Here is a 24,224-nt window from a genome sequence, read left to right as displayed (position 1 = left end):
GCCGGGGGCGTCGGGGGGTGGGTCAGCGGGCGAGCCATCCGCCGTCGACCGGGATCACCGCGCCGTGCACGTAGGCGGCGGCGTCGGAGGCGAGGAAGACGGTGACCCCGGCCAGATCCTCGGGGCTACCCCACCGCCCGGCCGGGATCCGCTCCAGGATCGCCCGGTTGCGGTCCGGCTGGTCCCGCAGGGCACGGGTGTTGTCGGTGCCGATGTAGCCGGGCGCGATCGCGTTGACGTTCACCCCGTGCGGTGCCCACTCGTTGGCCAGCGCCCGGGTCAGCCCGGCGATCCCGGACTTGGCCGCGGCGTAACCGGGCACGGTGACACCCCCCTGGAAGCTCAGCATGGACGCGGTGAAGATGATCTTCCCGGTGCCGCGCCGGACCATGTCCCGGCCGATCTCGCGGGAGAGCACGAAGGGCGCGGTGAGGTCGACCTCCAGGACGTGCTCCCAGTCGGTGTCGGTGTGCTCGACCGCCGGTGCCCGACGGATCGTGCCGGCATTGTTGACCAGGATGTCGACCGGCCGGTCCCGCTGGCCGAGCCAGCCGGCGAGCGCGCGGACGGCGGCCCGGTCCGACAGGTCCGCCCGGTACGCCACGAACGTGCGCCCCTGGGCGGCCACCCGCCGCGCGACCTCGCTGCCCTCCTCCTCCAGCTCCGCACTGACCCCGATCACGTCGGCGCCGGCCGTCGCCAGGGCCTCGGCCATCGCCAGGCCGATGCCCCGCCGGCAGCCGGTCACCACGGCCAACCGGCCGCTGAGGTCGAACGGGTTCACGGATTACCTCCACAGTCGACGAGCACCTTCACGTCACCACCGGCGGCGAGGGCCACGAAGGCCTGGGCCACGTCGTCCAGCGGCACGATCCGGGAGATGAGCCGCTCGGCGGGCACCTGACCACCGTGGACCAGCCGGACCGCCTCGGTGTAGTCCTCGCTCTGGTAGACCCGTACCCCGATCAACTCCAGTTCCCGCCAGAAGACCCGGTGCAGGTCCACCTCGCGCGGGGTGGGATGGATCGCCACCACGACCAGCCGGCCGCGTACGGCGAGCAGGTCGGTGGCGGTCCGGACCCCGGCCGCCGAGCCGGACACCTCGAAGACCACGTCGGCCCCGGCACCCCCGGTGGCCTCCCGGACCTGCTCGGCGACGTCGACCGCCGCCGGGTCCAGGGTGCGCAGCCCGAGGTCGGCGGCGAGGTCCCGGCGACCCTTGTCGAGCTCCAGCACGGTGACCACGGCACCGGTGGCCTGGGCGACCGTGGCGATGAGCAGGCCGACCGGGCCGGCCCCGATCACCACCGCGTGTTCGCCGGCGGCCAGCCGGGAACGTCGTACGTCGTGCACGGCCACCGCGGTCGGCTCGACAAGCGCGGCGTGGGCCAGCGGCAGCTCCGCCGGCAACGGCACCAGGATCCGGGCCGGCACCGTCCAGGAGTGCTGCATGGAGCCGGGCGAGTCGATGCCGACGAAGTTGAGCCGGTGGCAGATGTGGGTGTGGCCGGCGCGGCAGGCGGGGCACTCGCCGCACCAGTCCAGCGGCAGCACGGTCACCGGATCACCCACCCGGTGGCCTTGGACGTCCGGGCCGAGCTCGGCGATCCGGCCGGACATCTCGTGGCCGATCACCGCCGGCACCGTCACCCGCTGGTCCATCGCGCCGTGCGCGATGTGCAGGTCGGTGCCGCAGATCCCGGTGTACGCCACGTCGATGCGTACCTGGCCGGGGCCGGGCGGCACCTCGGCGGTCTCCTCGACGACGAAGGTGTGCGGGCCGACGTAGTGCGCGCTGCGGTTCACCTGGGCTCCTCGGTCAGGTCGCGGGACATCCCTGACGACAACAAACGTCCGATGTCTCTATATTGGTCAGGGCCGCCGTTGCCGGTCACTGGCGGCGGGCCCGTCGCGACGGCGCTCGACGGCCCGCGGAGAAGGGGGCCCGGATGGCACTGACCGACGACGCGATCGCGCGGATCCGCAGCATGATCCAGAGCGGCGAGCTGCCACCCGGCACGCGACTGCCACCGGAGCCGCAGCTGGCCGCCCAGATGGGGCTGTCCCGCAGCGGGGTCCGGGAGGCGGTCAAGGTGCTCGAGTCGGCCCGGGTGCTCGACGTACGCCGCGGTGACGGGACGTACGTCACCAGCCTCGCCCCCCGGCTGCTCCTGGAGGGCCTGGGCGTCGCGGTGGAGCTGCTGCGCGACGACACCCTGCTGGAGGTGATGGAGGTCCGCCGGATGCTGGAGCCGGTGGCCACCGGCTTGGCGGCGCTGCGGATGACCGACGTCGAGCTGGACGAGCTGAGCCGGATCCTGGAGGACATGCGGGCCGCGGCCGACGACGCCGAGCAGTTGATCCGCTTCGACACGGCCTTCCACCACACGGTCGTCGCGACCACCGGCAACGAGACCCTCACCTCGCTGCTGGACGGGTTGTCCAGCCGTACCTTGCGGGCCCGGGTCTGGCGCGGGTTGATCGAGGGCAACGCGGCGCACAAGACCATCGACGAACACCACGCGATCTACCTCGCGCTGCGCTCGCGCGACCAGCTGCTCGCCCACGCCACCGCGTTGATGCACGTCAACACCAGTGAGGCGTGGTTGCGTACGGTGCTCGCCGCGCAGGCGGCCGGTGGCTGACCGCACGGCGGTGACCGTCATTCCGATGCCACCGGGGCGGGCCGGTCGACCCGCAGCTGGTAGGTGCGCACGGCGGTGCCGGCGAAGATCTCGTGCCGCTGCTCGGCCGGCAGTGCCGGCAACGCGGCGGTCAGCGTCCGGAGCACCCCCGGGTAGTCCGACCTGAGCAGGCAGACCGGCCAGTCGGAGCCAAACATCAGACGATGGGCGCCGAACTCCTCGACCGCCACCTCGACGAACGGCCGGAGGTCCGCCGGCGTCCAGTCCGGCCGGGCCTCGGTGACCAGCCCGGAGAGCTTGCCGGTGACGTTGGGGTTGGCGGCCAGCGCGGCGAACGGGTCCCGCCACCGGCGCAGGCCCGCCGCACCCTCGTCGATGCGGGGTTTGCCCAGGTGGTCGAGGACGAACCGGAGCTCGGGCACGGCCCGCGCCGCCCGCGCCGCCGCCGGCAACTGGTCGGCCCGGATCACCAGGTCGAAGACCAGGCCGGCGGCACCGATCTCGGCCAGCCCACGCCGTACGTCGGGCCGGTCGAGGTAGTCCGGGTCCGCCTCGCCCTGCACCTGGGCGCGTACCCCGACCAGCAGCTCGCCCCCGCGCAGCCGGCGGTAGCGCCCGATGGTGGCGGCCACGTCCCCGGCGGCGACGTCGAGCCAGGCCACCACCCCGAGGATCGGCGGGGTGTCGGCGGCGTAGCCGAGGAACTCCGCCGCCTCGTCGGGGTGGCAACGACCGCCCTCGACCAGCACGGTGCCGGTGACCCCGGCCGCGGTGAGCTCGGCGGTCAGGTCCGCCGGGGTGAACGGGCGGCGGATGGCGGCCACCTCGGGCGCGTCGAGCCAGTCGTAGCCACGCTCCGGCAACCACAGGTGGTGGTGCGCGTCAATGATCACGCCGTCGGTGCTCCCGTCCCGACCGGCACGGCCGACACCGGCATCCACTGCGGCCCGTCAGGGTAGCGGTACTCGATGACCGAGGCGGGCACGATCTCGGCACTCATACCCGGGGCGGTCGGCGCGTGGTACCTGCCGCCGCTTACCCGTACCGGGTCGGTGAAGTGCTCGTGCAGGTGGTCGACGTACTCGATGGCGCGGTCCTCGGTGCTGCCGCTGAGCGCGACGAAGTCGAACATGGCCAGGTGCTGCACCAGCTCGCAGAGCCCGACCCCGCCGGCGTGCGGGCAGACCGGCACCCCGAACTTCGCCGCGAGCAGCAGGATCGCCAGGTTCTCGTTGACCCCGGCGACCCGGCAGGCGTCGATCTGCACCACGTCGACGGCGTCGGCCTGGAGCAACTGCTTGAACATCACCGCGTTGTGCACGTGCTCGCCGGTGGCCACCCGGACCGGGGCGAGGGCCTTGCGCACGGCGGCGTGCCCGAGCACGTCGTCCGGCGAGGTCGGCTCCTCGATCCAGTACGGGTCGAACGGGGCCAGCTCACGCATCCACCGGATCGCCTCGGGTACGCCCCAGATCTGGTTGGCGTCCACCGCGATCCGGACGTCCGGGCCGACCGCCCGCCGGGCGATCCCCATCCGGCGTACGTCGTCGGCCAGGTTCCCACCGACCTTGATCTTGATCAACCGGTACCCGTCCCGCACCGCCTCCGCGCAGAGCCGGGCCAGCTTCTCGTCGTCGTAGCCCAGCCAACCGGGGGTCGTGGTGTACGCCGGGTATCCCTCGGTCCGCAACCGCCGCTCCCGCTCGGCCCGCCCGTCGACGGCGGCCCGTAGCAGGGCCAACGCCTCCTGCTCGGTCAGGGCGTCGCGCAGGTAGCGGAAGTCGACCTGCGCGACGAGCTGCTCCGGGGTGAGGTCGGCGAGGAGCTTCCACAGTGGCTTGCCGGCCCGCCGCGCGGCGAGGTCCCAGACCGCGTTGACCAGACCGCCGGCCGCCATGTGCACGACCCCCTTCTCCGGCCCCAGCCAGCGGATCTGGCTGTCGCCGACCAGCCGCCGGGCCAACGCCCCCGGGTCGGCGGTCAGCTCGTCGACCGGCCGGTCGATCACCATCGACGCCAGCGACCGCACGGCCGCGACCTGGATCTCGGTGCCCCGCCCCACCGTGAAGACCAGGCCGTACCCGCATGCGCCCGCCGATGTCCGCAGGACCACGTAGGCGGCGGAGTAGTCCGGGAACGGGTTCATGGCGTCCGACCCGTCGCGGTGCCGCGAGGTGGGAAACCGTACGTCGATCGTTTCTACGGACGAGATGCGCTCAGTCACCGAGACTCCTGGAGAATCGAACAGCTGCTTACCGTTGGACCGGTCCACCTCAGTTCTGCGACTTGCCTCCGGTGATTCGGGAGACCACCAGGGCCACCAGGATGACGGTGCCGTTGAGGAAGTTCGTCCACTGCGCGGGCACCCCGGCCAGGGTCAACACGTTGATGATCATAAAAAGCAGCAGGACGCCGGTGAACGCGCCGAAGACACTCCCCTTGCCGCCGTTGAGGCTGACGCCACCGATCACCGCAGCCGCGAAGACCTGGAAGATCGCGCCGCTGCCCTGGGCCGCCGGCACCGCCGCCAACCGGCCGCTGATCAGCAGACCGGCCAGGGCCGCGAGCAGACTGGCCACCACCAACGCGATCCACAGCACCCGGTCGGTGCGGATGCCCGCCGCGCGGGCCGCGTCCGCGTTGCCCCCGATCGCGTACAGCGCACGGCCCGCCCGGGTCCAGCCGAGCACCACGACGCCGACCGCGAAGAGCAGCAACGACACCCAGATCGAGGCCGGCACCCGCAACCAGGTCGCGGAGCCGAGGTACGTCATCGACTCCGGCAACGCGAAGAAGGTCTGGCCGCCGGAGATGCCGGTCAGCAACCCGCGCAGGACGATCAGCATGCCCAGCGTGACGATGAAGCCGTTGAGCCCGAACCGGACGATGAGCAGCCCGTTGAAGGCTCCGACCAGGGCACCGACGGCCAGCACGACCGGGACCGCCCAGGCCTCCGGCAGGGCACCGAGCCCGAGTCCCCGGGTGAGGGCGGGATCCACGACCAACCAGGCCGCGATGCCGGGCGCCAGTCCGAAGGTGGACTCCAGCGACAGGTCCATCTTGCCGGTGATCAGCACGATGGTCTGGGCGAGCACCAGGACGGCGATCTCCGACATGCTCTGCAGCACGTTGATGACGTTGTCGGAGCTGAGGAAGACCGGGTTGACGATCGACCCGACGATCGCGACCGCCACGATCGCCGGCACCAGCGCCAGGTCCCGCAGCCGGGCCAGGGCCAGACTCCGTGACCCGGCCGGCGGCGGTGGTGGTGCCGCCGCCGGTGCCGTGGTGGTGGAGAGCGTCTCAGACATGGTGGAGATCCACCCCTTCCATCGCGGCTACCAGCTCGTTGTCACGCCAGCCGGACGGCATCTCGGCGACCACCCGGCCCTGGAACATCACCAGCACGCGGTCGCAGATCCGCAGGTCGTCGAGTTCGTCGGAGACCACCAGCACGGCGGTGCCCCGGCGGCGGACGTCCTCGACCACACCGAGCAGGGTCTGTTTGGAGCGCACGTCGACGCCGGCGGTCGGCGTGACGAGCACCAGCAGCTTCGGATCGCTGGCCAGTGCCCGGCCCATGACGACCTTCTGCTGGTTGCCGCCGGAGAGGTCCGCGACCGGCACCTGCGGGCCGGCCGCCTTGATCGCCAGATCGGCGATGGCCCGGCGGGCCAGGGCGTCCCGCCGGGCCGGCGAGATCAGGCCGCGCCACTCGATGCGGCCCGGCACGGTCATCGTGACGTTCTCCGCGATCGACAGCGACGGCACCAGCCCCTCGCGGTGCCGGTCCTGCGGCACCAGCCCGACCCCGGCGGCGAGGGCGTCGGGCACACTGCCCGACCGCAGCGCCCGACCGTCGACGACCACGGTGCCGCCCACCCGGCGGGCCAGACCGACGATCGCCTCGGCGACCTCGACCTTGCCGCTGCCACCGCCGCCGGCGATCCCGACCACCTCACCTGCGCGGGCCTGGAACGACACCTCGGCACCGGAGGAGGTGACCAGGTCCCGCACGGCGAGCCGCACCGGCGCGTCGGTCGGCAGCGATCGGTGGTCGGCCACCGGCATCGTCACGTCCTCGCCGGTCATCGCGGCGACCAGCGCCGGCTTGCTCAACTCGGCCACCGGGGCGGTGACGATGTGCCGCGCGTCCCGGAACACCGTCACCCGGTCGCAGAGTTCGTAGATCTCCTGCAGGTGGTGGCTGATGAACAGGAACGTCACCCCCTGGGCCCGCAGGTGGCGGATCCGGGCGAACAACCGGTTGATGCCCGCGCCGTCGAGCTGGGCGGTCGGCTCGTCGAGGACGATGAACCGGGCCCCGAAGGAGAGCGCCCGGGCGATCTCCACGAACTGCCGTTGCTCGACCGAGAGCGTCGCCGCGGGCTGACGCACGTCGACCTCGACCGACCACGCCGCCAGCAACCGCTCCGCCTCGCGACGCAGACTCGACCACCCGATCAACCCGGCCCGGCCCCGGGCGTGCCGGTTGAGGAAGAGGTTCTCCGCCACGGTGAGGGTGTCGATGATCGTCGACTTCTGGTAGACGCACGCCACCCGCCGCCGCCAGGCGTCACGGTCGCCCAGCGGTGGAGCCGGACGCCCGTCGAAGAGGACCGAGCCGTCGTCGGCGGCCTGCAACCCGGTGAGGATGCTGACCAACGTCGACTTGCCGGCGCCGTTGCGCCCCACCAGGGCGTGCGTCTCGCCCCGGCGGACCGTGATGCCCGCCCCGGCCAGGGCGACCGTCGACCCGAAACGCTTGCTGATGTTGACGGCCTCGACCACGGGCCGGTCGTCGCCGACCGGCCCGCCGGACGGGTGGTGTGCGCCGACACTCATCCGTTGTTGCCCCAGAGCGAGGCGTCGTCGAACTTCACGGTGGGTTCGCCGGCGATCGGCGCGCCGTCCGCCGTCACCAGCGGCGCCGGCAGCTGGTCCTCCAGCATCCCCTCGCGTACCTGGATGATGGTGCTGCCGTGGTCGGTCGGGCCGGGCTGGAAGGTCTTGCCCTCGATCGCCGCCTTGACGTACTCCAGACCGTACCGGGCGTACAGGTCGGCCGGCTGGCTCACGGTGGCGTCGATCAGACCGTCACCGATGTTCTTCAGCTCCTCCGGTATGCCGTCGTTGGAGACCACGAAGACGTGCCGGGGGTCGCTCGGCGGCACCTGCAGGCCCCGCTGCTTGAGGATCTGCAGGGTGCCGGACAGTGCGAAGGACGACTGCATGTAGACGCCCTTGATGTCCGGGTCGGAGGCGAACCTGGTCTGCAGCTTCGACGCCGCCACGTCGGCCTTCCAGTCGGTGGCCTCACCGAAGACGGTGATGCCGGGGAAGTTGCTGCGCATGCACTCGTTGAACGCCTCGGTGCGGTCCCGGCCGTTGATCGAGTCCAGCCCGCCCTGGAGCATCACGACCTTGCCCCGACCGCCCAGTTTGGTGCCGAGGAACTGGCAGGCCTTGGTGCCGTAGGCGCGGTTGTCGGCGCGCACGACCATGAAGACCTTGCCGGTGTCCGGCCGGGTGTCGATGGTGACCACCGGGATCTTGCGGTCTTCGAGCTGGGTCAGGGTGGGCGCGATGGCGGCCGTGTCCTGCGGGGCCATCACCACGCCCTTGACACCCTGGCTCATGAAGGTCTGGGCGTTCGAGATCAGGTTCGCGATGTCGTTCTGCGAGTTGGTGGTCTTGAGTTCGACCCCCATCTCGTCGGCGAACCGCGGCACGTACCCGATGTACGAGTTCCAGAAGTCCGTGTCGGAGCGGGGGTAGTCCACTCCGGCCAGCAGCTCGGCACCGCCCGAGCCGGTCGAGCCGCCAGCGTCCTCGCCGCAGCCGGCGCCGAGGACGGCCGTCGCACCGAGCACCAGCGTCAGTCCCGCGCTCAGCAGAGCCTTACGTTTCATTGCCACACTCCTGGAATCGGCGAAGGATCAGACCGCGGTGAGGGTCCAGAGCAGGTTGTTGCTGCCGTCCCAGCTCCACTGCTTGACCGTCGAGCCGGAGGCGACCTGCCCACCGCCGTCGAGGACCAGCCCGGTGGCCCGGTTGGCGATCCGGTAGCGCCCGCTGCCCTGGTCGGTGAGCTGCCACTGCTGGCTGTTGCCACCGTTCCACGCGGCCTGCTGGGCGGCGGCCCCGTTGCCGGTCTGGCCGAATCCGTCGATGACCATGCCGTTGGCGCGGTTGACGATCCGGTAGTATCCGCTGCCCAGGTCGACGAGCTGCCACTGGAGGTTGACGCTGCCGTCCCAGCTCCACTGCTTGAGCGGCGAACCCGAGGCGACGTTGCCGCCGCTGTCCAGCGCCAGGCCGTTGACCACATTGGTGATCCGCTGGTACGTCGACGGGACGGCGGGGCCACCACCGAGAGACGGGATCGCACCGCTGAAGGTCAACTTCACCACGTAGGCGGTGGCGCTGAACGGCGCGTTCGCCGACGGCAGGGTGATCCGCAGGCCGGCGTTGTCCTGGGTACGGGTCGGCAGGTTCACGTAGCTGCCGGCGGTCGAGCCGAGCAGCTGGACGCCGGTCAGCGAGGAGAGGTTGATCCGGTTCGACGCCAGCGTGGTGATGTTCACGGTGCTGCCCGGCCAGCCGAGGATCGTCGCGTACAGCACGCGGTTGTCCTTGCTGCGGGTGAACCGGATGTCCCGCGGGGTGCCGACCACCGGGGCGACGAAGTAGCCACCACCCATCTTGGTCGGACCCTCGCCGAAGATGCTCCAGGCCCGGGTGGAGTAGATCGACTCACCGAAACGCCGCAGGTAGTCGCCGATGCCGCGCAGCAGCGTCTGCTGACCCGACGGGATGGTGCCGTCGGCCATCGGCGCGATGTTGAGCACCATCGTGCCGTTCTTGCTCACCCGGTCGATAAGCGAGTGCAGCATCTGGGGCAGCGAGTAGTAGCCGAGACCGTTGGTGTAGCTCCAGCTCGAGCTGCTGATGCTGTCGTCGGTCAGCCAGTACGGCTGGCGGATCTCAGCCGGCCCGCCCCGCTCGTAGTCGTAGACCGCGCCGCCGAGCTCCAGACCGTCCTTGTAGGTGGCGACGACCTCCTTGTCCCACGCCACGGCCCGGTTGTAGTAGTACGCCAGGAACTTCGTCCGCTGCGCGTCGCTGATCCGGCGCAGGTCGAAGTCCTGCCAGAGGATGTCCGGCTGGGACTGGTCGATGACCTCGCGCAGCTTGTCGTACCAGAGCTGCTCCTGGGCCGCCGTGCCGAGCTGCCCGTAGAGCTTGCGCAGGCTCGGGTCGGACTGCTGCGGCGCCCACTGGTAGAAGCCGGTGAAGTTGAAGGCGTGGTGCATCGACACGAACACCTTCATCCCGCGCGCGCGGATCGCGTCGGTGTGCAGTTTGAGCAGGTTGAGGCGGGGCCCCCGGGCCACCGAGTTCCACTCGTTGACCCGGCTGTCCCACATCGAGAAGCCGTCGTGGTGCTCGGCCACCGGCCCGGCGAAGCGGGCGCCGGCGTCGACGAAGAGCTGCGCCCACTCGTTCGGGTCGAAGTTGCCGCCGGCCGACCGCAGCCGCGGGGCGAACTGCACGAACCGCCCCGACCGGTCGTTCGCCCCGTTGATGAAGTTGTGGTACGGCCAGGACGCCGGGTCGCCGTAGGTGTTGCGGTGGTGGTTGTTCTCGCCCGAGCCGGGGTTGTACATGTTGCGCGGGTACCACTCGTTGGCGAACGCCGGGACGCTGAACGCACCCCAGTGGTAGTAGATGCCGAACTTGGCGTCCTGGAACCACTCCGCCGCGGCCGGGTGCTGACCGACCGACGCCCAGTTCTCGGAGTAGCTGGTCGGCCCGGGGATGGCGGCGGATGCGGGGAAGGGACGGATCAGGCCGCCGACGGCGGCAGCGGCACCGGTCGCGCCGGCGGCGGCCAGCAGCGAACGTCGGGAGATCGCGGGACGGGACATGGCAATCCCTCCAGTACGGGGGTTGGTGGTGGTACTTACCGGGGGTGGGTGGTGGTACCCGGCAGTCCAGACATCAGACGTTAAAGGCTTTCGATACCTGCCGTCAATGCGTGAATGCCGGAAGAATCACGGGATCTGGCCACCGGCCGTCCCTCGCCGCCTCGAGCATGTTTCCTGCACGTGGACGGACATCTGACGACTTCGCATCGTGTCGTGCCGGGGCGATCAAGGGTGGTGGCGGGCGGGTATGGTCGGTGTCGACGGGCAGTCGCCCGCTACCGGGACACCACGACCAGGCCTGCGGGTCCGGCTCGCACGCCGCGCCGCACCATGTCGGGCGGCTGGTTCCTCCCGCACCTCGAAGCGCTTCCGCTTCCCAGCAAAGGACTTGCATGACTCTCAACGGCGATCAGGTGCCGGCACTGTTCCTCTCCGCGCCCACCCTCGACGGGGCCGACGAGGCGAAGGTGAGCTTCGACGGCAGCGAGGAGGCGATGCGTCGACTGCGTCACCCCTTCGCGGTCGGCCCGGAGCTGCCGGCCACGGCCACCGGCAAGCGCCGGGACCGGGGCAACTGACCGACCGGACCCGCCACGGAGTGACCGGGCCCACCACATCCACCTGCTCAAACTCACCCTTTCGGCTATCCGGTTGCCACCTTTTCGGGTAGCGTGCGCAGTGCACGACATGACGCGGTGACGCCGCCCGCGATCGTGACCGCGACAAGCGCACCCCGCCCGTCGGTGCGCTTCCGGCCAACGCCGGTTTCGGAGATCCTCCGGTCGATCCGCCACGGGCAGTTGCGGAGGGACCAACCATGGTCACCACCTGCACGCAGAAGTCGAGCACCCAGCCAGCCGTCCCCACCACCGACCGCCCGGAGGACATCCTGGCCGCGATGGCCGCACCGGGTCTCGACGAGTCGAGCCGCTCGGCGCTGCGCGAGCGGGCCATCGAGGCCTGGCTGCCACTGGCCCGCCACCTGGCCCGCCGCTACTCGGGGCGCGGGGTCCCCGACGACGACCTGGACCAGACCGCCGCCGTCGGGCTGATCAAGGCGGTGGACAACTTCGACCCCGCCCGGGGCATCGACTTCGCCGGGTACGCCATCCCGACCGTCCTCGGCGAGGTCAAGCGCTACTTCCGCGACCGCACGTGGGCGATCCGGGTGCCCCGCCGGCTACAGGAACTCCGGCTGTCGATCTCCGAGGCGAACAGCACCCTTACCCACCGGTTGCAGCGTTCGCCCACCGTGGCCGACATCGCGGCCTACCTCGACGTGTCGGAGGAGACCGTCCTGGAGGGGCTGGAGGGTGCGATGGCCTACCGGGCCACCTCACTGTCCACGCCGACCGGTGTCGACAGCACGCAGGAGCTCGGTGACACGATCGGCGTCGACGACCACGAGCTGGAGCGGGCCGAGAGCCGGATCGCGCTCGGCCCGGCCCTCGCCACCCTGCCGCCCCGCGAGCGCCGGATCCTCGACCTGCGCTTCCACGGCAACCTGACGCAGAGCGAGATCGCCGAGCAGGTCGGGGTCTCCCAGATGCAGGTGTCCCGGCTCATCACCCGGTCACTGGCCACGCTGCGCCGCCGCCTGGACGCCTAGCCGCCGCCAGCTCGACGGCCAACTGCCGCCCCCCGGCCACGCGGGCCCTTGCCAAACCCGACACTCGTATCCACACTCATGGATGTGAAAGCCCGAGTGCTGTGTGCTGCCGTGTTCGCCGCCGTCCTGACCGCGCTGGTGGCGGTGACGGTCCCCGCGCCCGCCTCGGCGGCCACCCTGACCGAGGTGACCAACTTCGGCACCAACCCCAGCAACCTGCGGATGTACCTGTACGTGCCGGACAACGTCGCGCCCCGGCCGGCGCTGGTGGTCGCCGTGCACTACTGCACCGGCACCGGACCGGCGATGTACAACGGCACCCAGTTCGACGAGCTGGCCAACCGGTACGGCTACATCGTGGTCTATCCGTCGGTGACCCGCAGCAGCCAGTGCTTCGACGTCTCCTCGCCGCAGGCACTGCGCCGCGACGGTGGCAGCGATCCGGTCGGCATCAAGTCCATGATCGATCACGTCCGGCAGCGGTACGCCGTCGACCCGACCCGGATCTTCGCCACCGGCATCTCCTCCGGGGCGATGATGACCAACGTCCTGCTCGGGCTCTACCCGGACGTGTTCAGCGCCGGCGCGGCCTTCTCCGGGGTGCCGTTCGGCTGCTTCGCCACCACGAACGGCTCGGAGTGGAACAGCGAGTGCGCCAACGGGCAGGTGACCCGGACCGCGCAGGCCTGGGGCGACCTGGTCCGCAACGCGTACCCGGGCTACACCGGCCCCCACCCGCGGATGCAGACCTGGCACGGCACCAACGACGACACCCTGCGGTACCCGAACTTCGGTGAGCAGATCAAGCAGTGGACCAACCTGCACGGCCTGAGCCAGACCCCGACGTACACCGACACCCCGCAGGCCGGCTACACCCGCACCCGGTACGGCGGCTCCGGCGGCACCGCCCCGGTCGAGGCGATCAGCATGCAGGGCGTGGGGCACAACCTGCCGGTCGACGCCGCCCAGGCCATCCGCTTCTTCGGCCTCGACGGCAGCACGCCGCCCACGGTGCCCCCGACCACGCCGCCGACCACGCCCCCGACCACCCCGCCGACGGTGCCCCCGACCACGCCGCCGCCGACCACGCCGCCGTCGGCCGGTGCCTGCCGGGTCGGGTACGCGGTGAACGCCTGGAACAGCGGCCTGACCGCCGAGGTGACCGTCACCAACACCGGCGCCACCGCGGTCAACGGCTGGGCCCTGGCCTTCACCCTGCCGGCCGGGCAGAGCGTCAGCAGCGGCTGGAACGCCACCATCGCCCCGACCAGCGGCGCGGTGACCGCCCGCAACGTGTCCTACAACGCCGCGCTCGCCCCCGGGGCCTCGGTCAGCTTCGGCTTCCAGGCCACCCACACCGGCAACACCGGCCGACCGTCGGCCTTCACCTTCAACGGCGCCACCTGCACCACCACCTGAGCCCGCTCCGCTCACGCCCCCCGGCACCGTCTCCCTTCGTGACACCTACCTGACGCCACGGGCAACCGCCGTCACAGTTGTTCCGCAGCTTCCTGGATGTTGTCCCCACCCACCCGCCCGAGACCACTACAACAAGGAAGTTGTCGCCAAAGCTGCACCCGGGCGGGGCCGGCGGACGGTCGGGCGGCAGGATGGGCGGGTGAGCGCCCGCCCGTCGACCGCCGTACTGGACGCGGTGTTGGAGCGGTTGACCTACGTCAACGAGGAGACCGGCTTCACCGTCGCCCGGGTGGCCACCGAGCGCGGCAGCGACCTGTTGACGGTGGTCGGCGCACTGCTGGGGGCGCAGCCCGGGGAGAGTCTGCGGCTGCGCGGACGGTGGTCGTCACACCCGCGCCACGGGCGGCAGTTCGAGGTCGACTCGTACACCACCGTGTTGCCGGCCACCGTCCAGGGCATCCAGCGGTACCTCGGATCCGGGCTGGTCAAGGGGATCGGGCCGGTCTTCGCCGAGCGGATCGTGGGCCACTTCGGGCTGGACACCCTGCGGATCGTCGAGGAGGAGCCGGCCCGGCTGGTCGAGGTCCCCGGGCTGGGGCCGAAACGCACCGCGAAGATCACCGCCGCCTGGCAGGAGCAGAAGGCGATCAAGGAGGTGATGCTCTTCCTCCAGGGCGTCGGGGTCTCCACCTCGCTGGCGGTACGGATCTACAAGCAGTACGGCGACACCAGCGTCGACGTGGTGACCCGGGAGCCGTACCGGCTCGCCGCCGACGTGTGGGGCATCGGCTTCAAGACCGCCGACACCATCGCGCGCAGCGTCGGCATCCCGCACGACAGCCCGGAACGGGTCAAGGCCGGACTGGCGTACACCTTGTCCGAGGCGACCGACGACGGACACTGCTATCTGCCCGTACCGCAGCTCATCGCGGACGCGGTGAAGATCCTGGAGGTGCCGGCGGAGCTGGTCACGGCCTGCCTGGACGACCTGGCCGACACCGACGGGGTGGTCCGCGAGACGCTGCCGGCCGAGGCGGTCCCCACCGGCCGGGCCGGCGACGGCGGGCCGGTCGAGGCGGTGTACCTGGTGCCGTTCCACCGCGCCGAGCAGTCCCTGGCCAACTCACTGCTGCGGCTGCTGCGCGGCACCGCCGACCGGCTGCCGCACTTCGCCGCCGTCGACTGGACCAGGGCGTTGGCCTGGCTGAAGGCCCGCACCGGCGCGGAGCTGGCCACCGAACAGGAGCAGGCGGTACGGCTGGCGCTGACCTCGAAGGTGGCGGTGCTGACCGGTGGGCCCGGCTGCGGCAAGAGCTTCACCGTCCGGTCGATCGTGGAGCTGGCCGCCGCCAAGCAGGCGAAGGTGACCCTGGTCGCGCCGACCGGCCGGGCCGCGAAACGGCTCGCCGAGCTGACCGGACACCCGGCCGCCACCGTGCACCGGCTGCTGCAGCTGCGCCCCGGCGGGGACGCCGCCCACGACCGGGACAACCCGCTCGACACCGATCTGCTGGTGGTCGACGAGGCCAGCATGCTCGACCTGGTGCTGGCGAACAAGCTGGTCAAGGCGGTCCCGCCGGGGGCGCACCTGCTGCTGGTAGGCGACGTGGACCAGCTACCCTCGGTCGGCGCCGGTGAGGTGCTGCGGGACCTGCTCGCCGCCGAGGCGGTCCCCCGGGTCCGGCTGACCCGGATCTTCCGGCAGGCGGCGGAGTCCGGGGTGGTGACCAACGCGCACCGGATCAACGCCGGCCGGCCGCCGACCCTCGACGGCATGACCGACTTCTTCCTCTTCGCCTGCGACGACACCGAGGCCACCGCCGCGCTCACCGTCGACGTGGCGTACACCCGGATCCCGGCCCGGTTCGGCCTGGACCCGCGCCGGGACGTACAGGTGCTCACCCCGATGCACCGGGGTCCGGCCGGGGCCGGGGCGCTGAACACGCTGCTGCAACAACGGCTCACCCCGGCCCGCGAGGGGCAGCCGGAACGACGGATGGGCGGGCGGGTGTTCCGGGTCGGCGACAAGGTCACCCAAATCCGCAACAACTACGACAAGGGGCAGGCCGGGGTCTTCAACGGCACCCTCGGCGTGGTCGTCGCCCTCTCCACCGAGGAGCAGACCCTCACCGTCCGCACCGACGAGGACGAGACCATCGAGTACGACTTCGACGAGCTCGACGAGCTGACCCACGCGTACGCGATGACCATCCACCGGTCGCAGGGTTCGGAGTATCCGGCGGTGGTGGTGCCGTTGACCACCAGCGCGTGGATGATGCTGCAACGCAATCTGCTCTACACGGCGGTCACCCGGGCGAAGAAGCTGGTGGTGCTGGTCGGTTCCCGGCGGGCGCTGGCGGCGGCGGTACGTACCGTCGGGGCGGGCCGTCGGCACACCGCGCTGGCGTACCGGCTGACCGCCGCGGACTGATTCTGTCGGGGGTCTGCTCTAGCTTCTGCGGACGTGAGCGCAGTTCAGACGTACCGGTATCTCGGGTCCTCGGCCCTGTCGGGCGACGGCCTGGCCCTGCAGACCAGCGGCGGCCCGGCGCCGAACCCCCGCTTCTTCGACGGCTTCCTGACCACCCCACACGCGGCGGCGGTCGGCCTGCTGGCGGTGGCCGAGGTGGCCCGCATCCGCTACCACCGGCCGGTCAGCCCGGCCAGCCTCGACCCGGTGGTCACCGGCAGCCGCGACCGGTTGCGGTTCGAGTCCTTCTCCGGCTGCTGCGGGGTGTACGCCCGGATGGACGCGCTGCCCGAGGGGCTCGACGGTGACGTGGTCGAGCACGGCACCACGAACGTCGACGTGAACAATCCGCTGCGCGAGGCGCTGGCCCGGGTCGGCGGCCTCGACCCGCTGCACCTGTCGGTCGGCCCCGACGACCTAACGATGTCCACGCTGGACGGTCCGGTGGTGGAGAAGAAGGTTCCGCTGCCGGTGCGCTGGCTGCGCGGCTTCGCCGAGGTGCAGGTGCTCGCCGCCCGGTTCGAGCCCCGCGCCGAGATCCCGGCGACCGAGGCGGCGGCGTTCCTGCGCCGGCTACCTTCCGGCAACGACCGGGCGATGCTCTGGGTGGTGCCGGCCGGGCGGAGCCTGCGGCTGACCTCCCGTCCGGTTCCCGGCGCGGTCTGCCTGGCCGGGGCGAGCCGGCTCGTCGCGCTGCGCCCGATGCTGCGCTTCGCAAAAATCCTCCGGGTGTACGGGCCGACGGTGGCCCCGGGTTCCGCCCCGGTGCCGAGCACCTGGGAGCTGGACACCGACGCGCTGCGGCTGTCACTGACCCTCTCCCCCGAGCCGTACCGTGGCTTCTCCGGTGAGGGTGCCGCCCTGACCGCGCTCGCCGGTGACGACGTGGTCGACGACGCCGACCTGATCTCCGCCCTGCTCTCCTGGGACCCGACCGTCGACGTGGACCACCTCGCCGGCCAGGCCGGCCTCGACCCCACCCGGGTCCGGGGCGCCCTGGCCCAGCTCGGCACCGCCGGCCGGGTCGGCTACGACGTCGCCGAGGCGGCGTACTTCCACCGGGTGATGCCCTACGACGCGGGCCGGGCCGAGCGGGACAATCCCCGCCTGGTCGGCGCGCGGGCCCTGCTCGAAGCCGGTGCCGTGACGCTTGACGACGACGCCGCCGGCAGTGCCGCCGCGTTGGCGGCGGCGACCGTCCGCAGTGGTGAGCACGTCTACCGGGTGCGGCACCTGCCCGACGGCAGCCTGACCTGCACCTGTCCCTGGTGGGCCAAGCACCGGGGGCAGCGCGGCCCGTGCCGGCACGCCCTGGCCACCCGGATGTTGCTCACCAACGGCCCCGCCGCCGACCGGGCCGACCACGAGCAGGCCGAGACCGAGTTGATGGGTGAGCGGGCATGAGCGCCGCCACGATGTCCACCGAGCGCCGGCACCGGCAGTTGCTGGCCGGTGGCACCGCCGACCTGTTCGAACTGATCACCCTGGCCGCCGCCCGACCGATCGTGGACGCCCTGGCCGGCCTGCCCGAGCAGCGCCGACGGGAGATCGGCGAGGAGCTGACCGGCTGGGTCAAGAAGCGCGAACGGGACCGGTCACAGTGGTGGAGCAGCGGCACCGGCGGTGCGCTCGCGGTGGCCGTGGTCGGCTGCCTGCCCACCGCCGCCAAGGCGGCGGCGATCCTCGGCCGGCGGACGGTGGCGCTCGACGGCGAGCGCAACGCCGCGCTGGTCCGCGAGGTCGCCACCGAACGGGGCATCGACTGGCTCGGTGACCTGGCCCAGCGCATCGCCGCCCGGTTCACTCAGCAGACCTGGGTCGAGCGCTGGCGGTTCGTCGCCACCCTGCTGCGGGCCGAAGGGCTCGCGCCACCCACCGACGAGCGGTCGGTGCAGCTCTGGCTGCAGAGCGTGCAGTTCCCCGAACGGGGCCAGCGAGGCCACCGGGCACCCCTGGTCGAACGGTTGCGCCAGGATCCCTTCCTGCCGGCCATGTTGCCCCGGATCTTCGAGGTGGACGGTCTCGGCACGCAGCTCGCCTACGACCTGGTGGGTCGGGACCGGGAGACCGAGGAGCGGCACGCCCTGCCGACCGCCCTGGCCACCCTCGCCGCCGAGGGGGTGCTCGACCGGCCCCTGCTGGTCGACGGGTCCCTCGGCCGGTTGCTGCGCGGCGACCGACCCGGCGCGCTGCGCGCCTTCGTCATCCTGCTCGGCGAGCTACAGCCGACCGCCGCCGAGGTGACCGCCCGCAGCACCGACTACCTCCGGCTGCTCACCGACGCACCGGCCCCGGTCGCCACGATGGCCCAGAAGGCGCTGCGACAGCTGCCCGACCTGCCGCTGGAGTCGGTCCTCGACGCCTCCCGGCAGGTGCTCCACCGCCCGGACAAATCCCTGGTCAAGGCGCAGCTCACCTGGCTGGACCAGCTGGCCCGCAAGACGCACCGGGACCGGTCGGCCGAGATCGCCGAGGTGATCACGGTCGCCGTCGAGCATCCCGCCGTCGAGTTGCGGGACCGGGCGACCGCCCTGGCCACCAGGCACGGCCTCGATCCGGCAGCCGCCCTGGGTGGAACTTCCGCCCTGGGCGGGCTCTCCGGTCCGGGTGCGGCTTCCGGCCCGGGTGGCGCGGCCGGTGCCGAGGCTGCCGGCGGTGCGGCGATGCTCCGGTCGCGCGGTGACGACCTGCCGCCGCCCGCGCCGCCGGCTCCCGCCCCGGCACCCATCACCGACGTGGACGAGCTGGCCGAGGAGGTCGCCGCCCTGCTCGGCACCCGGGCCCACGGCACCCCGCTGGACCGGGTCCTCGACGGACTGGTCCGGCTCACCGCCGCCGACGCGCCCCGGGTGCACGCCACCCTCGCCCCGGTGATCGAACGCCGGCACTGGTCCTGGAGCGGCTTGCACCAGTGGGACCCGCTCTGCCTCTGCGAGGTGGTGGTGGACGTGTTCCAGACCGCCGGCACCGACCAGCAACCGCAACGGCGCAGCCGGTGGGAGGCTCTGCTCGCCGCGGTACGCCGTACCGACCGGGGGACGCCGGAGCTGGTCGCCACCAACCCCCGGGTGCCGGCGGTGCACCGGCTGCTGCGGGCCCGGATCACCGAGATCGGCGTACACGTCAACGATCCGGGGCACCCCGGCCTGCTGGCCACCCCCACCTCGGCCAACGGCAGCCTCGACCCGCTCGCCCTGCTGGAACGGCTGACCGCGCTCGGCGACCGGGAGCCGGGGCACTGGGACCTCACCCAGGCCCTGCTGCGGCTGCCCACCGACGTCGAGGAGGCGGTCGCCGCCAAGGCCGCCGCGCTGGGCACCCCGGCCGGTGACCGGCTCACCGGCTGGCTGCGCGGCGGCGGACTGCCCCAACCCACGATGCGCGAGGCCACCGCCGTGCGCCGGGACCGCCAGAAGCGCCACGACTGGGAGCACGACCAGCTCACCAGCCGACGGACCCTGGTCGAGCTGCGCCCACCCGAGGGGTACGCCGACCCGTACGCGCTGCTCACCGCCGACCCCGCGCCGATCGTGGTGGAGGCGGACGACCTCGGCTGGCCGAACCTGTGGCCGTCGGTCCTGCCCGGCCACCGGGGCGTCGTCGCCGCGTCCGCCCTGCCGATGGTGGCCGCCTGTGCCGACATGGACCAGCAGCACGGCACCGCCGTCCTGCCGCTGCTGGCCGAGAGCACCGGCCCCGGCGGGGTGGCCCTCGACCTCGCCGTCGCCTACGGCCTGGGCGCGCGGCACGGCGCGGACCGGGTGGCCACCCTGGACGCCCTGCTCACCCTGGCCGGTGCCGGGCAGTTCGACCCGGTGGGCACCGGTGAACAGTTGGGCCGGCTGGTCGCCGGGGAGCGGGTGAAGCTCTCCCGGGCGGTGGAGCCGCTGCGCGACGCCGTCCTGGCCGGTGCCCCGCTGACCGTGTGGCGGCTGCTCGCCGCCGCCCTGCCGGCGCTGCTCACCGCGCAGAAGGCCCCACGGGGCCTGCCCGACCTGCTCACCCTGGCCGCCGAGACGGCCACCACCACCGGGGTACGTCTCGACGTGCCCGGCCTGGCCGAGGTCGCCGCCCGGGGTGGCTCCAGCCGACTGGTCACCGAGGCCCGCCGCCTGCGTACCGCACTCGCCACCACCTGACCCGGGTGGGCCGGCCGATCAGCGGCGGACGGTCGGCCGGCCCACCTCGCAGTCGAAGACCGCCGCCCAGAAGCTCACCAGCACCGACACGTCCGAACAGTGGGTCAACACCCGAGGGGAGTCCCTGATGATCCAGATGTCTCCCTCCGGCAGCACGACCGCCCAGCCAAGCGGCCCCGCGTCGCCGTCGAGCACCAGCACCTCCGGCACGCTCGGGACCTCGACCGAAGGCAGCTCGGCCAGTACCGCCCGGATCCGCTCGGCCGCACCGTCGGCCCCGGGCTCGTTGCTGGCTGCGGCTCCACCGTCGACTCCGGTCACGCCGGGCTCAGCGCTCACCGGTCTCCTCCCGGGCCGTGCCGCCGTCGCGTCGGGCGGTGCCGTCCCCGCGTCGGGTGGTGCCGCCGTCGCGTCGGGCGGTGGCCACGCAGCGGCTCGACCGCCACCAGCCGGCCCGGGTCAGCAGGGGCCGCGCCTGCGGGTACACCGCCGTCGGCTGGTCCACGACCGGATGGCTCGCCTTCACCACCAGGCGGCCACGCGGCTGTCCGTCCTGCCTGGAGTACCGGGTCGCCGGACCCACCACGTCGACCGGCTCCTCCCGCCGCTGGAACCACTTCCACCGCGCCACCGTTGCCTCCCGAAGAATCGACCAGAAGTCTCACTGCCAGTGACCATCCGGCAGCCGCACGGCGACACGCAACGTCTTCAACCACAATTCGTGGTCCGATATTGACGCTGCGTTATTGTCGCTGGCATGGTGTCTCAGTTGAGACATCCGCACCGGCAACCCGAGACGAGGTGCCATGCCCGACACCGGTTCCTCCGTGCCGCGCCGCCAACTCGGCCGCCTGCTCCGTCAGGCCCGCGAGGAGGCCGGGATCAACCTGGAGGCGGCGGCCGACGCGCTGGAGTGGTCCCGCGCCAAGATGTACCGGCTCGAAGGCGGCCAGGTCGCCCTGCGCACCCACGACGTCACCCTGATGTGCCAGCAGTACGGCACCTCCCCGGAGCTGACCGAGGTCCTGGTCTCCCTGGCCCGGGAAACCAAGAGCAAGGGCTGGTGGCACGCGTACGGCGAGGCCATCCCGAGCTGGTTCGAGCTGTACGTCGGCATGGAAGCCGCCGCCCACCAGATCCGCTACCACGAACCGTCCCTGGTACCGGGCCTCCTACAGACACCGGAGTACATGGAGGCGCTCTTCGCCACCCGACCTGGCCGCTCTCCTCGGGAGGTCGCCCGCAAGGTCGCCCTGCGACTGGAACGCCAAAAGCTGCTGAGCCGGCGCAGCCCGGCTGCCCCGTTGTTCGAAACCGTTGTCGACGAGGCGGTCCTTCGCCGTCCGCTTGCCGACATCGAGACATGGCGGCATCAGCTCGCCTACCTGGTGAACGCGGCTCAGGCACCCAATGTGCGGCTGCGGGTGCTGCCCCTGTCGGCCCCGCCGCACCTGGTGTCGGTAGCGGGAGCGTTCGTCCTGCTGGACTTCCCGGCGTTTGGCACTCGGCCCGCCGAGCCCAGCACGGTCTACTGCGAGTCGCTGACCGGCAGCCTCTACCTGGACCGGCCCAACGAGATCGCCGACTACAACGAGGCCTGGCAACTGCTCTGGGACCGCGCCCTGGACGAACGGGCGTCGGAAGACCTGATCGGCACCATCATCAAGGAGAGCTACGATGACTGACCTCACCGGCGCTGCCTGGCGCAAGAGCAGCCGCAGTGCCGAGGGCAACTGCGTCGAGTGGGCCGGCAACCTGCCCGGGGTCGTCGCGGTACGGGACTCCAAGGACCCGGCCGGCCCGGCGCTCACCTTCGTACCCTCCGCCTGGCGCTCCTTCGTCACCGACCTGAAGCGGGCCCAGCCAGGGAGGTGACTCGCCGGGGCGGGTACCTGTTCGTCGCGGCCCGGTCGGTCGCGGGTGGACCACGACGGCCACCCGCGACCGACCGGCCGTTCCGGCACCAGGGAACGGTGGCCGCCGGATCAGCTTTTCTTGGCGCGCTTGCTGGGACGGCCGCCATGCGGCGTCGGGCTGGCCGGGGCGGAGGGGTCGGACGGGTTCTGCTGAGGTCGCGGCGCGGCCGAACTGGAGGCCCCGGGTGACGTCAGACCGGCAGCGACAGACGTGCCGGGCTGTGGCCCGGGCGAGGCCGAAGACGTCGCCAGCGCACCCCCCAGCGACTGGAACGACGCCTGCCCCTGCTCCGCCTGGCCCTTCAGGGACATTTTCTGGAACTGCTCCGTCAGGTCCCAGTCACGAAGGTTCTGCTGACCTTTCTGCACCCACTCGGCCTGCACCACCTCCGGATAGTGGAACTCGCGTCCCTCCAGGTAGACCTTGCGCATCTCTGCCACTTTGTCGCTCAGTGCCCGATCCCGGCGGGGATTCTGCCGCTGCCGAGCATCCAGGTTCAGGTACTCCTGGGCGAACTGGCGAAAGTTGCCCTCTTCGAACAGGGTGCCGTACTTCTCCTCTTTGTAGCTGTACCATCCCGAATCTTCGGGGGTCTGGCGGCCGCTGCTGGGCGTCGTCGCTTCGTCGGGCACGGTGGGTCTCCGTCCGCTGGTCAGGGTCATCGACCATGGCTCTACGGATGTGAAGCGTCTCGGTTCGATCCACGTCCCACCGGCTCGGCGTGCGTGGCCGGAGACACATCGGCGGCGACCCGTCTGAGCAAACTCAGATCGTGGTCGGTGCCCTGGATCCGGCCACGGGCTCGGAGCGGCTCTGCTCACCAGTTCGCTCACCCCGTCTGGCCACTCAGCCGGCTCCACCACGGGCGGGCCCCGTGCTCCGGCCGCCGGGCGGAGCCGTGCCGAGTGCTGGCGAAGCGGGCCTGGTGGCGGCCGAGTAGGACGGCGGTTCCTGCGGCCCGCGGGCTGCGGTGGCCGGTCCCGACGGGACGGTCGCCCGAGCTATCTCGGCAAAGCCAGGCTGACCCGGCATCAGATAGCTGGGGGCGGGGTCCGACCCGTGCTCAGCGGCGAAGTGACCCGACCGGACGTCCGGCCGGTAGCTGGGCAGGTCGGAGCCGTATCCGGTCCCGGTGACCTGGTCGTCCCGCTGCCGGACGAGGGCGGTCATCAGCCGTTCGGCGCGACCGTCGTCAGCGGCCGTACGCCTGGGGTTGCGCCTTTGCGCCGGGTCGATCGCTGGCGCCTGCCCCGCCGTTTCGGGTAGCTGCTCTGCCGTCATCCCACTCTCCGTCGGCCGGCTGGATCGTCGACAATCGTTCTACGGACACCAGCCGCCCCGGGTTCAGCGCTGCCCCGGTGTTCAGTGCCGCCCCACGTCTGCCAGTCGGAATGGACGTCGCACGATCGATGTCGGGTTACGCGGCGTCGGCATGCCCCTCCGGGGCGTGCGACCGGACGATGCGTCGCAGCACGTCGAGGGCATGCTCCGCCTCGTCCCGGCCGATCGGCGTGCTCCGGGTAGCCACGTACTCGTGCAGAGCCGTTCGGATCACCTCGGACCGGCGAACGCCAGACTCCTCCGCCAAGTGATCGAGCCGCTCGACCATTGCGACGGGGAGACGGATGCTCACCAGCATCAAGGGTGCCTCTGGTGCGGCGGGAGCGGCCGGTCCGGGCGTCATCGAGTCGAACACCGGCGCCAGACTGTCGGTGCTCTGGAACCAATCGATGACCTCAGCCTTGGTCATCCGGTCGAATTCGGGTTCACTCACAGGACTCGCCTCCTCCACTCGTCAAGATCGCCGCCCCGCAGGGCGCGCACCCCAATGATCTTGTGGGTCTGGGTACCACCGATCCGATCGCACAGGACCGCCACAACTCGCCCGCTGCCCGCCATGCCCATAACAAGAAGCAGCAGGTCACCGAGGGTACGTTCATAGCGTAGGCCCATTGGGGCATAGAGAGCGTCGGTCGCCTCTTCGACGCTCACAGCGTTGCTCCGGGCGTTGGCAAGGCCCTCTTCGGTCCAGACATACTCGCGCTCCGGCACGTAAGACAGTGTAATACGAACCGGCTCGTGGCACTCTGTTGG

Annotated in this window: 22 protein-coding genes; 9 read left to right on the top strand and 13 right to left on the bottom strand. The window is 71.7% G+C overall.

The window, feature by feature from the left end:
- Nucleotides 1–22: 22 nt before the first annotated feature.
- Complete coding sequence (locus tag ACN28G_RS29210) at nucleotides 23–784, bottom strand: SDR family oxidoreductase (RefSeq protein ID WP_421480812.1); 762 nt, start codon at nucleotides 782–784, stop codon at nucleotides 23–25.
- Nucleotides 781–1,806 (bottom strand): zinc-dependent alcohol dehydrogenase, encoded by a 1,026-nt coding sequence (locus ACN28G_RS29205; protein ID WP_091433940.1) that lies wholly within the window; start codon nucleotides 1,804–1,806, stop codon nucleotides 781–783. The genes ACN28G_RS29210 and ACN28G_RS29205 overlap by 4 nt, the downstream gene beginning before the upstream one ends.
- A gap of 143 nt (nucleotides 1,807–1,949) precedes the next feature.
- Here ACN28G_RS29205 and ACN28G_RS29200 point away from each other — a divergent pair, with 143 nt between their 5' ends.
- The gene (locus ACN28G_RS29200) at nucleotides 1,950–2,645 is read left to right on the top strand and encodes a FadR/GntR family transcriptional regulator (protein WP_091433937.1); all 696 of its coding nucleotides are present in this window, start codon (nucleotides 1,950–1,952) and stop codon (nucleotides 2,643–2,645) included.
- Between the two features lie 17 nt (nucleotides 2,646–2,662).
- Here the strand turns inward: ACN28G_RS29200 and ACN28G_RS29195 are convergent, their stop codons facing one another.
- Genes ACN28G_RS29195 through ACN28G_RS29170 form a run of 6 tightly spaced genes read right to left on the bottom strand, consistent with a single transcriptional unit; the run spans nucleotide 2,663 to nucleotide 10,576 of the window.
- Nucleotides 2,663–3,538, bottom strand: coding sequence for an amidohydrolase family protein (locus ACN28G_RS29195; protein WP_091445846.1), 876 nt, complete (start codon nucleotides 3,536–3,538; stop codon nucleotides 2,663–2,665).
- On the bottom strand, nucleotides 3,535–4,869 hold the full coding sequence (locus tag ACN28G_RS29190; RefSeq protein WP_091445845.1) for an enolase C-terminal domain-like protein: 1,335 nt from the start codon (nucleotides 4,867–4,869) through the stop codon (nucleotides 3,535–3,537). The genes ACN28G_RS29195 and ACN28G_RS29190 overlap by 4 nt, the downstream gene beginning before the upstream one ends.
- Nucleotides 4,870–4,918: 49 nt before the next feature.
- The gene (locus ACN28G_RS29185) at nucleotides 4,919–5,956 is read right to left on the bottom strand and encodes an ABC transporter permease (RefSeq protein ID WP_091433935.1); all 1,038 of its coding nucleotides are present in this window, start codon (nucleotides 5,954–5,956) and stop codon (nucleotides 4,919–4,921) included.
- Nucleotides 5,949–7,490: a sugar ABC transporter ATP-binding protein gene (locus tag ACN28G_RS29180; RefSeq protein WP_091433933.1), complete on the bottom strand. Its 1,542-nt coding sequence runs from the start codon at nucleotides 7,488–7,490 to the stop codon at nucleotides 5,949–5,951. The genes ACN28G_RS29185 and ACN28G_RS29180 overlap by 8 nt, the downstream gene beginning before the upstream one ends.
- Nucleotides 7,487–8,557 carry a sugar ABC transporter substrate-binding protein gene (locus ACN28G_RS29175; RefSeq protein ID WP_091433931.1) on the bottom strand — a complete coding sequence of 357 codons (1,071 nt, stop codon included), beginning with the start codon at nucleotides 8,555–8,557 and terminating at the stop codon, nucleotides 7,487–7,489. Before ACN28G_RS29175 ends, ACN28G_RS29180 begins: the two co-directional genes overlap by 4 nt.
- Before the next feature lie 27 nt (nucleotides 8,558–8,584).
- Nucleotides 8,585–10,576 (bottom strand): alpha-L-fucosidase, encoded by a 1,992-nt coding sequence (locus tag ACN28G_RS29170; RefSeq protein ID WP_091433929.1) that lies wholly within the window; start codon nucleotides 10,574–10,576, stop codon nucleotides 8,585–8,587.
- Between the two features lie 392 nt (nucleotides 10,577–10,968).
- On the opposite strand from ACN28G_RS29170, the gene ACN28G_RS29165 reads away from it, so the two are divergent.
- From ACN28G_RS29165 to ACN28G_RS29140, 6 genes are all read left to right on the top strand, one after another.
- A complete protein-coding gene (locus ACN28G_RS29165) occupies nucleotides 10,969–11,154 on the top strand; it encodes a hypothetical protein (RefSeq protein ID WP_091433927.1) in 186 nt (61 codons plus the stop codon).
- Between the two features lie 239 nt (nucleotides 11,155–11,393).
- Complete coding sequence (locus ACN28G_RS29160; protein WP_421480811.1) at nucleotides 11,394–12,185, top strand: SigB/SigF/SigG family RNA polymerase sigma factor; 792 nt, start codon at nucleotides 11,394–11,396, stop codon at nucleotides 12,183–12,185.
- Nucleotides 12,186–12,263: 78 nt separating this feature from the next.
- On the top strand, nucleotides 12,264–13,604 hold the full coding sequence (locus ACN28G_RS29155; RefSeq protein ID WP_091433924.1) for a PHB depolymerase family esterase: 1,341 nt from the start codon (nucleotides 12,264–12,266) through the stop codon (nucleotides 13,602–13,604).
- 199 nt (nucleotides 13,605–13,803) lie between these two features.
- Entirely contained in the window at nucleotides 13,804–16,035 is a 2,232-nt protein-coding gene (locus tag ACN28G_RS29150) for an ATP-dependent RecD-like DNA helicase (protein WP_091433922.1), read from the top strand.
- Between the two features lie 33 nt (nucleotides 16,036–16,068).
- Nucleotides 16,069–17,478 carry an SWIM zinc finger family protein gene (locus tag ACN28G_RS29145; RefSeq protein ID WP_421480810.1) on the top strand — a complete coding sequence of 470 codons (1,410 nt, stop codon included), beginning with the start codon at nucleotides 16,069–16,071 and terminating at the stop codon, nucleotides 17,476–17,478.
- Nucleotides 17,475–20,213: a DUF6493 family protein gene (locus ACN28G_RS29140; RefSeq protein WP_421480809.1), complete on the top strand. Its 2,739-nt coding sequence runs from the start codon at nucleotides 17,475–17,477 to the stop codon at nucleotides 20,211–20,213. Before ACN28G_RS29145 ends, ACN28G_RS29140 begins: the two co-directional genes overlap by 4 nt.
- 18 nt (nucleotides 20,214–20,231) lie before the next feature.
- On the opposite strand, the gene ACN28G_RS29135 is transcribed toward ACN28G_RS29140, so the two are convergent.
- Nucleotides 20,232–20,552, bottom strand: coding sequence for a hypothetical protein (locus ACN28G_RS29135; protein ID WP_421480808.1), 321 nt, complete (start codon nucleotides 20,550–20,552; stop codon nucleotides 20,232–20,234).
- Nucleotides 20,542–20,844 carry a hypothetical protein gene (locus ACN28G_RS29130; RefSeq protein WP_421480807.1) on the bottom strand — a complete coding sequence of 101 codons (303 nt, stop codon included), beginning with the start codon at nucleotides 20,842–20,844 and terminating at the stop codon, nucleotides 20,542–20,544. Before ACN28G_RS29130 ends, ACN28G_RS29135 begins: the two co-directional genes overlap by 11 nt.
- Before the next feature lie 175 nt (nucleotides 20,845–21,019).
- On the opposite strand from ACN28G_RS29130, the gene ACN28G_RS29125 reads away from it, so the two are divergent.
- Nucleotides 21,020–21,898: a helix-turn-helix domain-containing protein gene (locus ACN28G_RS29125; RefSeq protein ID WP_421480806.1), complete on the top strand. Its 879-nt coding sequence runs from the start codon at nucleotides 21,020–21,022 to the stop codon at nucleotides 21,896–21,898.
- A complete protein-coding gene (locus ACN28G_RS29120; RefSeq protein WP_421480805.1) occupies nucleotides 21,891–22,088 on the top strand; it encodes a DUF397 domain-containing protein in 198 nt (65 codons plus the stop codon). The genes ACN28G_RS29125 and ACN28G_RS29120 overlap by 8 nt, the downstream gene beginning before the upstream one ends.
- 110 nt (nucleotides 22,089–22,198) lie before the next feature.
- On the opposite strand, the gene ACN28G_RS29115 is transcribed toward ACN28G_RS29120, so the two are convergent.
- From ACN28G_RS29115 to ACN28G_RS29105, 3 genes are all read right to left on the bottom strand, one after another.
- Nucleotides 22,199–22,792 carry a hypothetical protein gene (locus ACN28G_RS29115; RefSeq protein ID WP_139135564.1) on the bottom strand — a complete coding sequence of 198 codons (594 nt, stop codon included), beginning with the start codon at nucleotides 22,790–22,792 and terminating at the stop codon, nucleotides 22,199–22,201.
- Nucleotides 22,793–23,547: 755 nt separating this feature from the next.
- Nucleotides 23,548–23,904, bottom strand: coding sequence for a CopG family transcriptional regulator (locus ACN28G_RS29110; protein WP_091433908.1), 357 nt, complete (start codon nucleotides 23,902–23,904; stop codon nucleotides 23,548–23,550).
- Nucleotides 23,901–24,182, bottom strand: a complete 282-nt coding sequence (locus ACN28G_RS29105) for a hypothetical protein (RefSeq protein WP_091433906.1) — start codon at nucleotides 24,180–24,182, stop codon at nucleotides 23,901–23,903. Before ACN28G_RS29105 ends, ACN28G_RS29110 begins: the two co-directional genes overlap by 4 nt.
- Nucleotides 24,183–24,224: the final 42 nt, after the last annotated feature.

Origin of the sequence: Micromonospora sp. WMMA1923, from assembly GCF_049179195.1 — a bacterium.
Lineage (GTDB): Bacteria > Actinomycetota > Actinomycetes > Mycobacteriales > Micromonosporaceae > Micromonospora > Micromonospora yangpuensis.
This window is presented reverse-complemented; position numbering and strand designations above follow the sequence as displayed.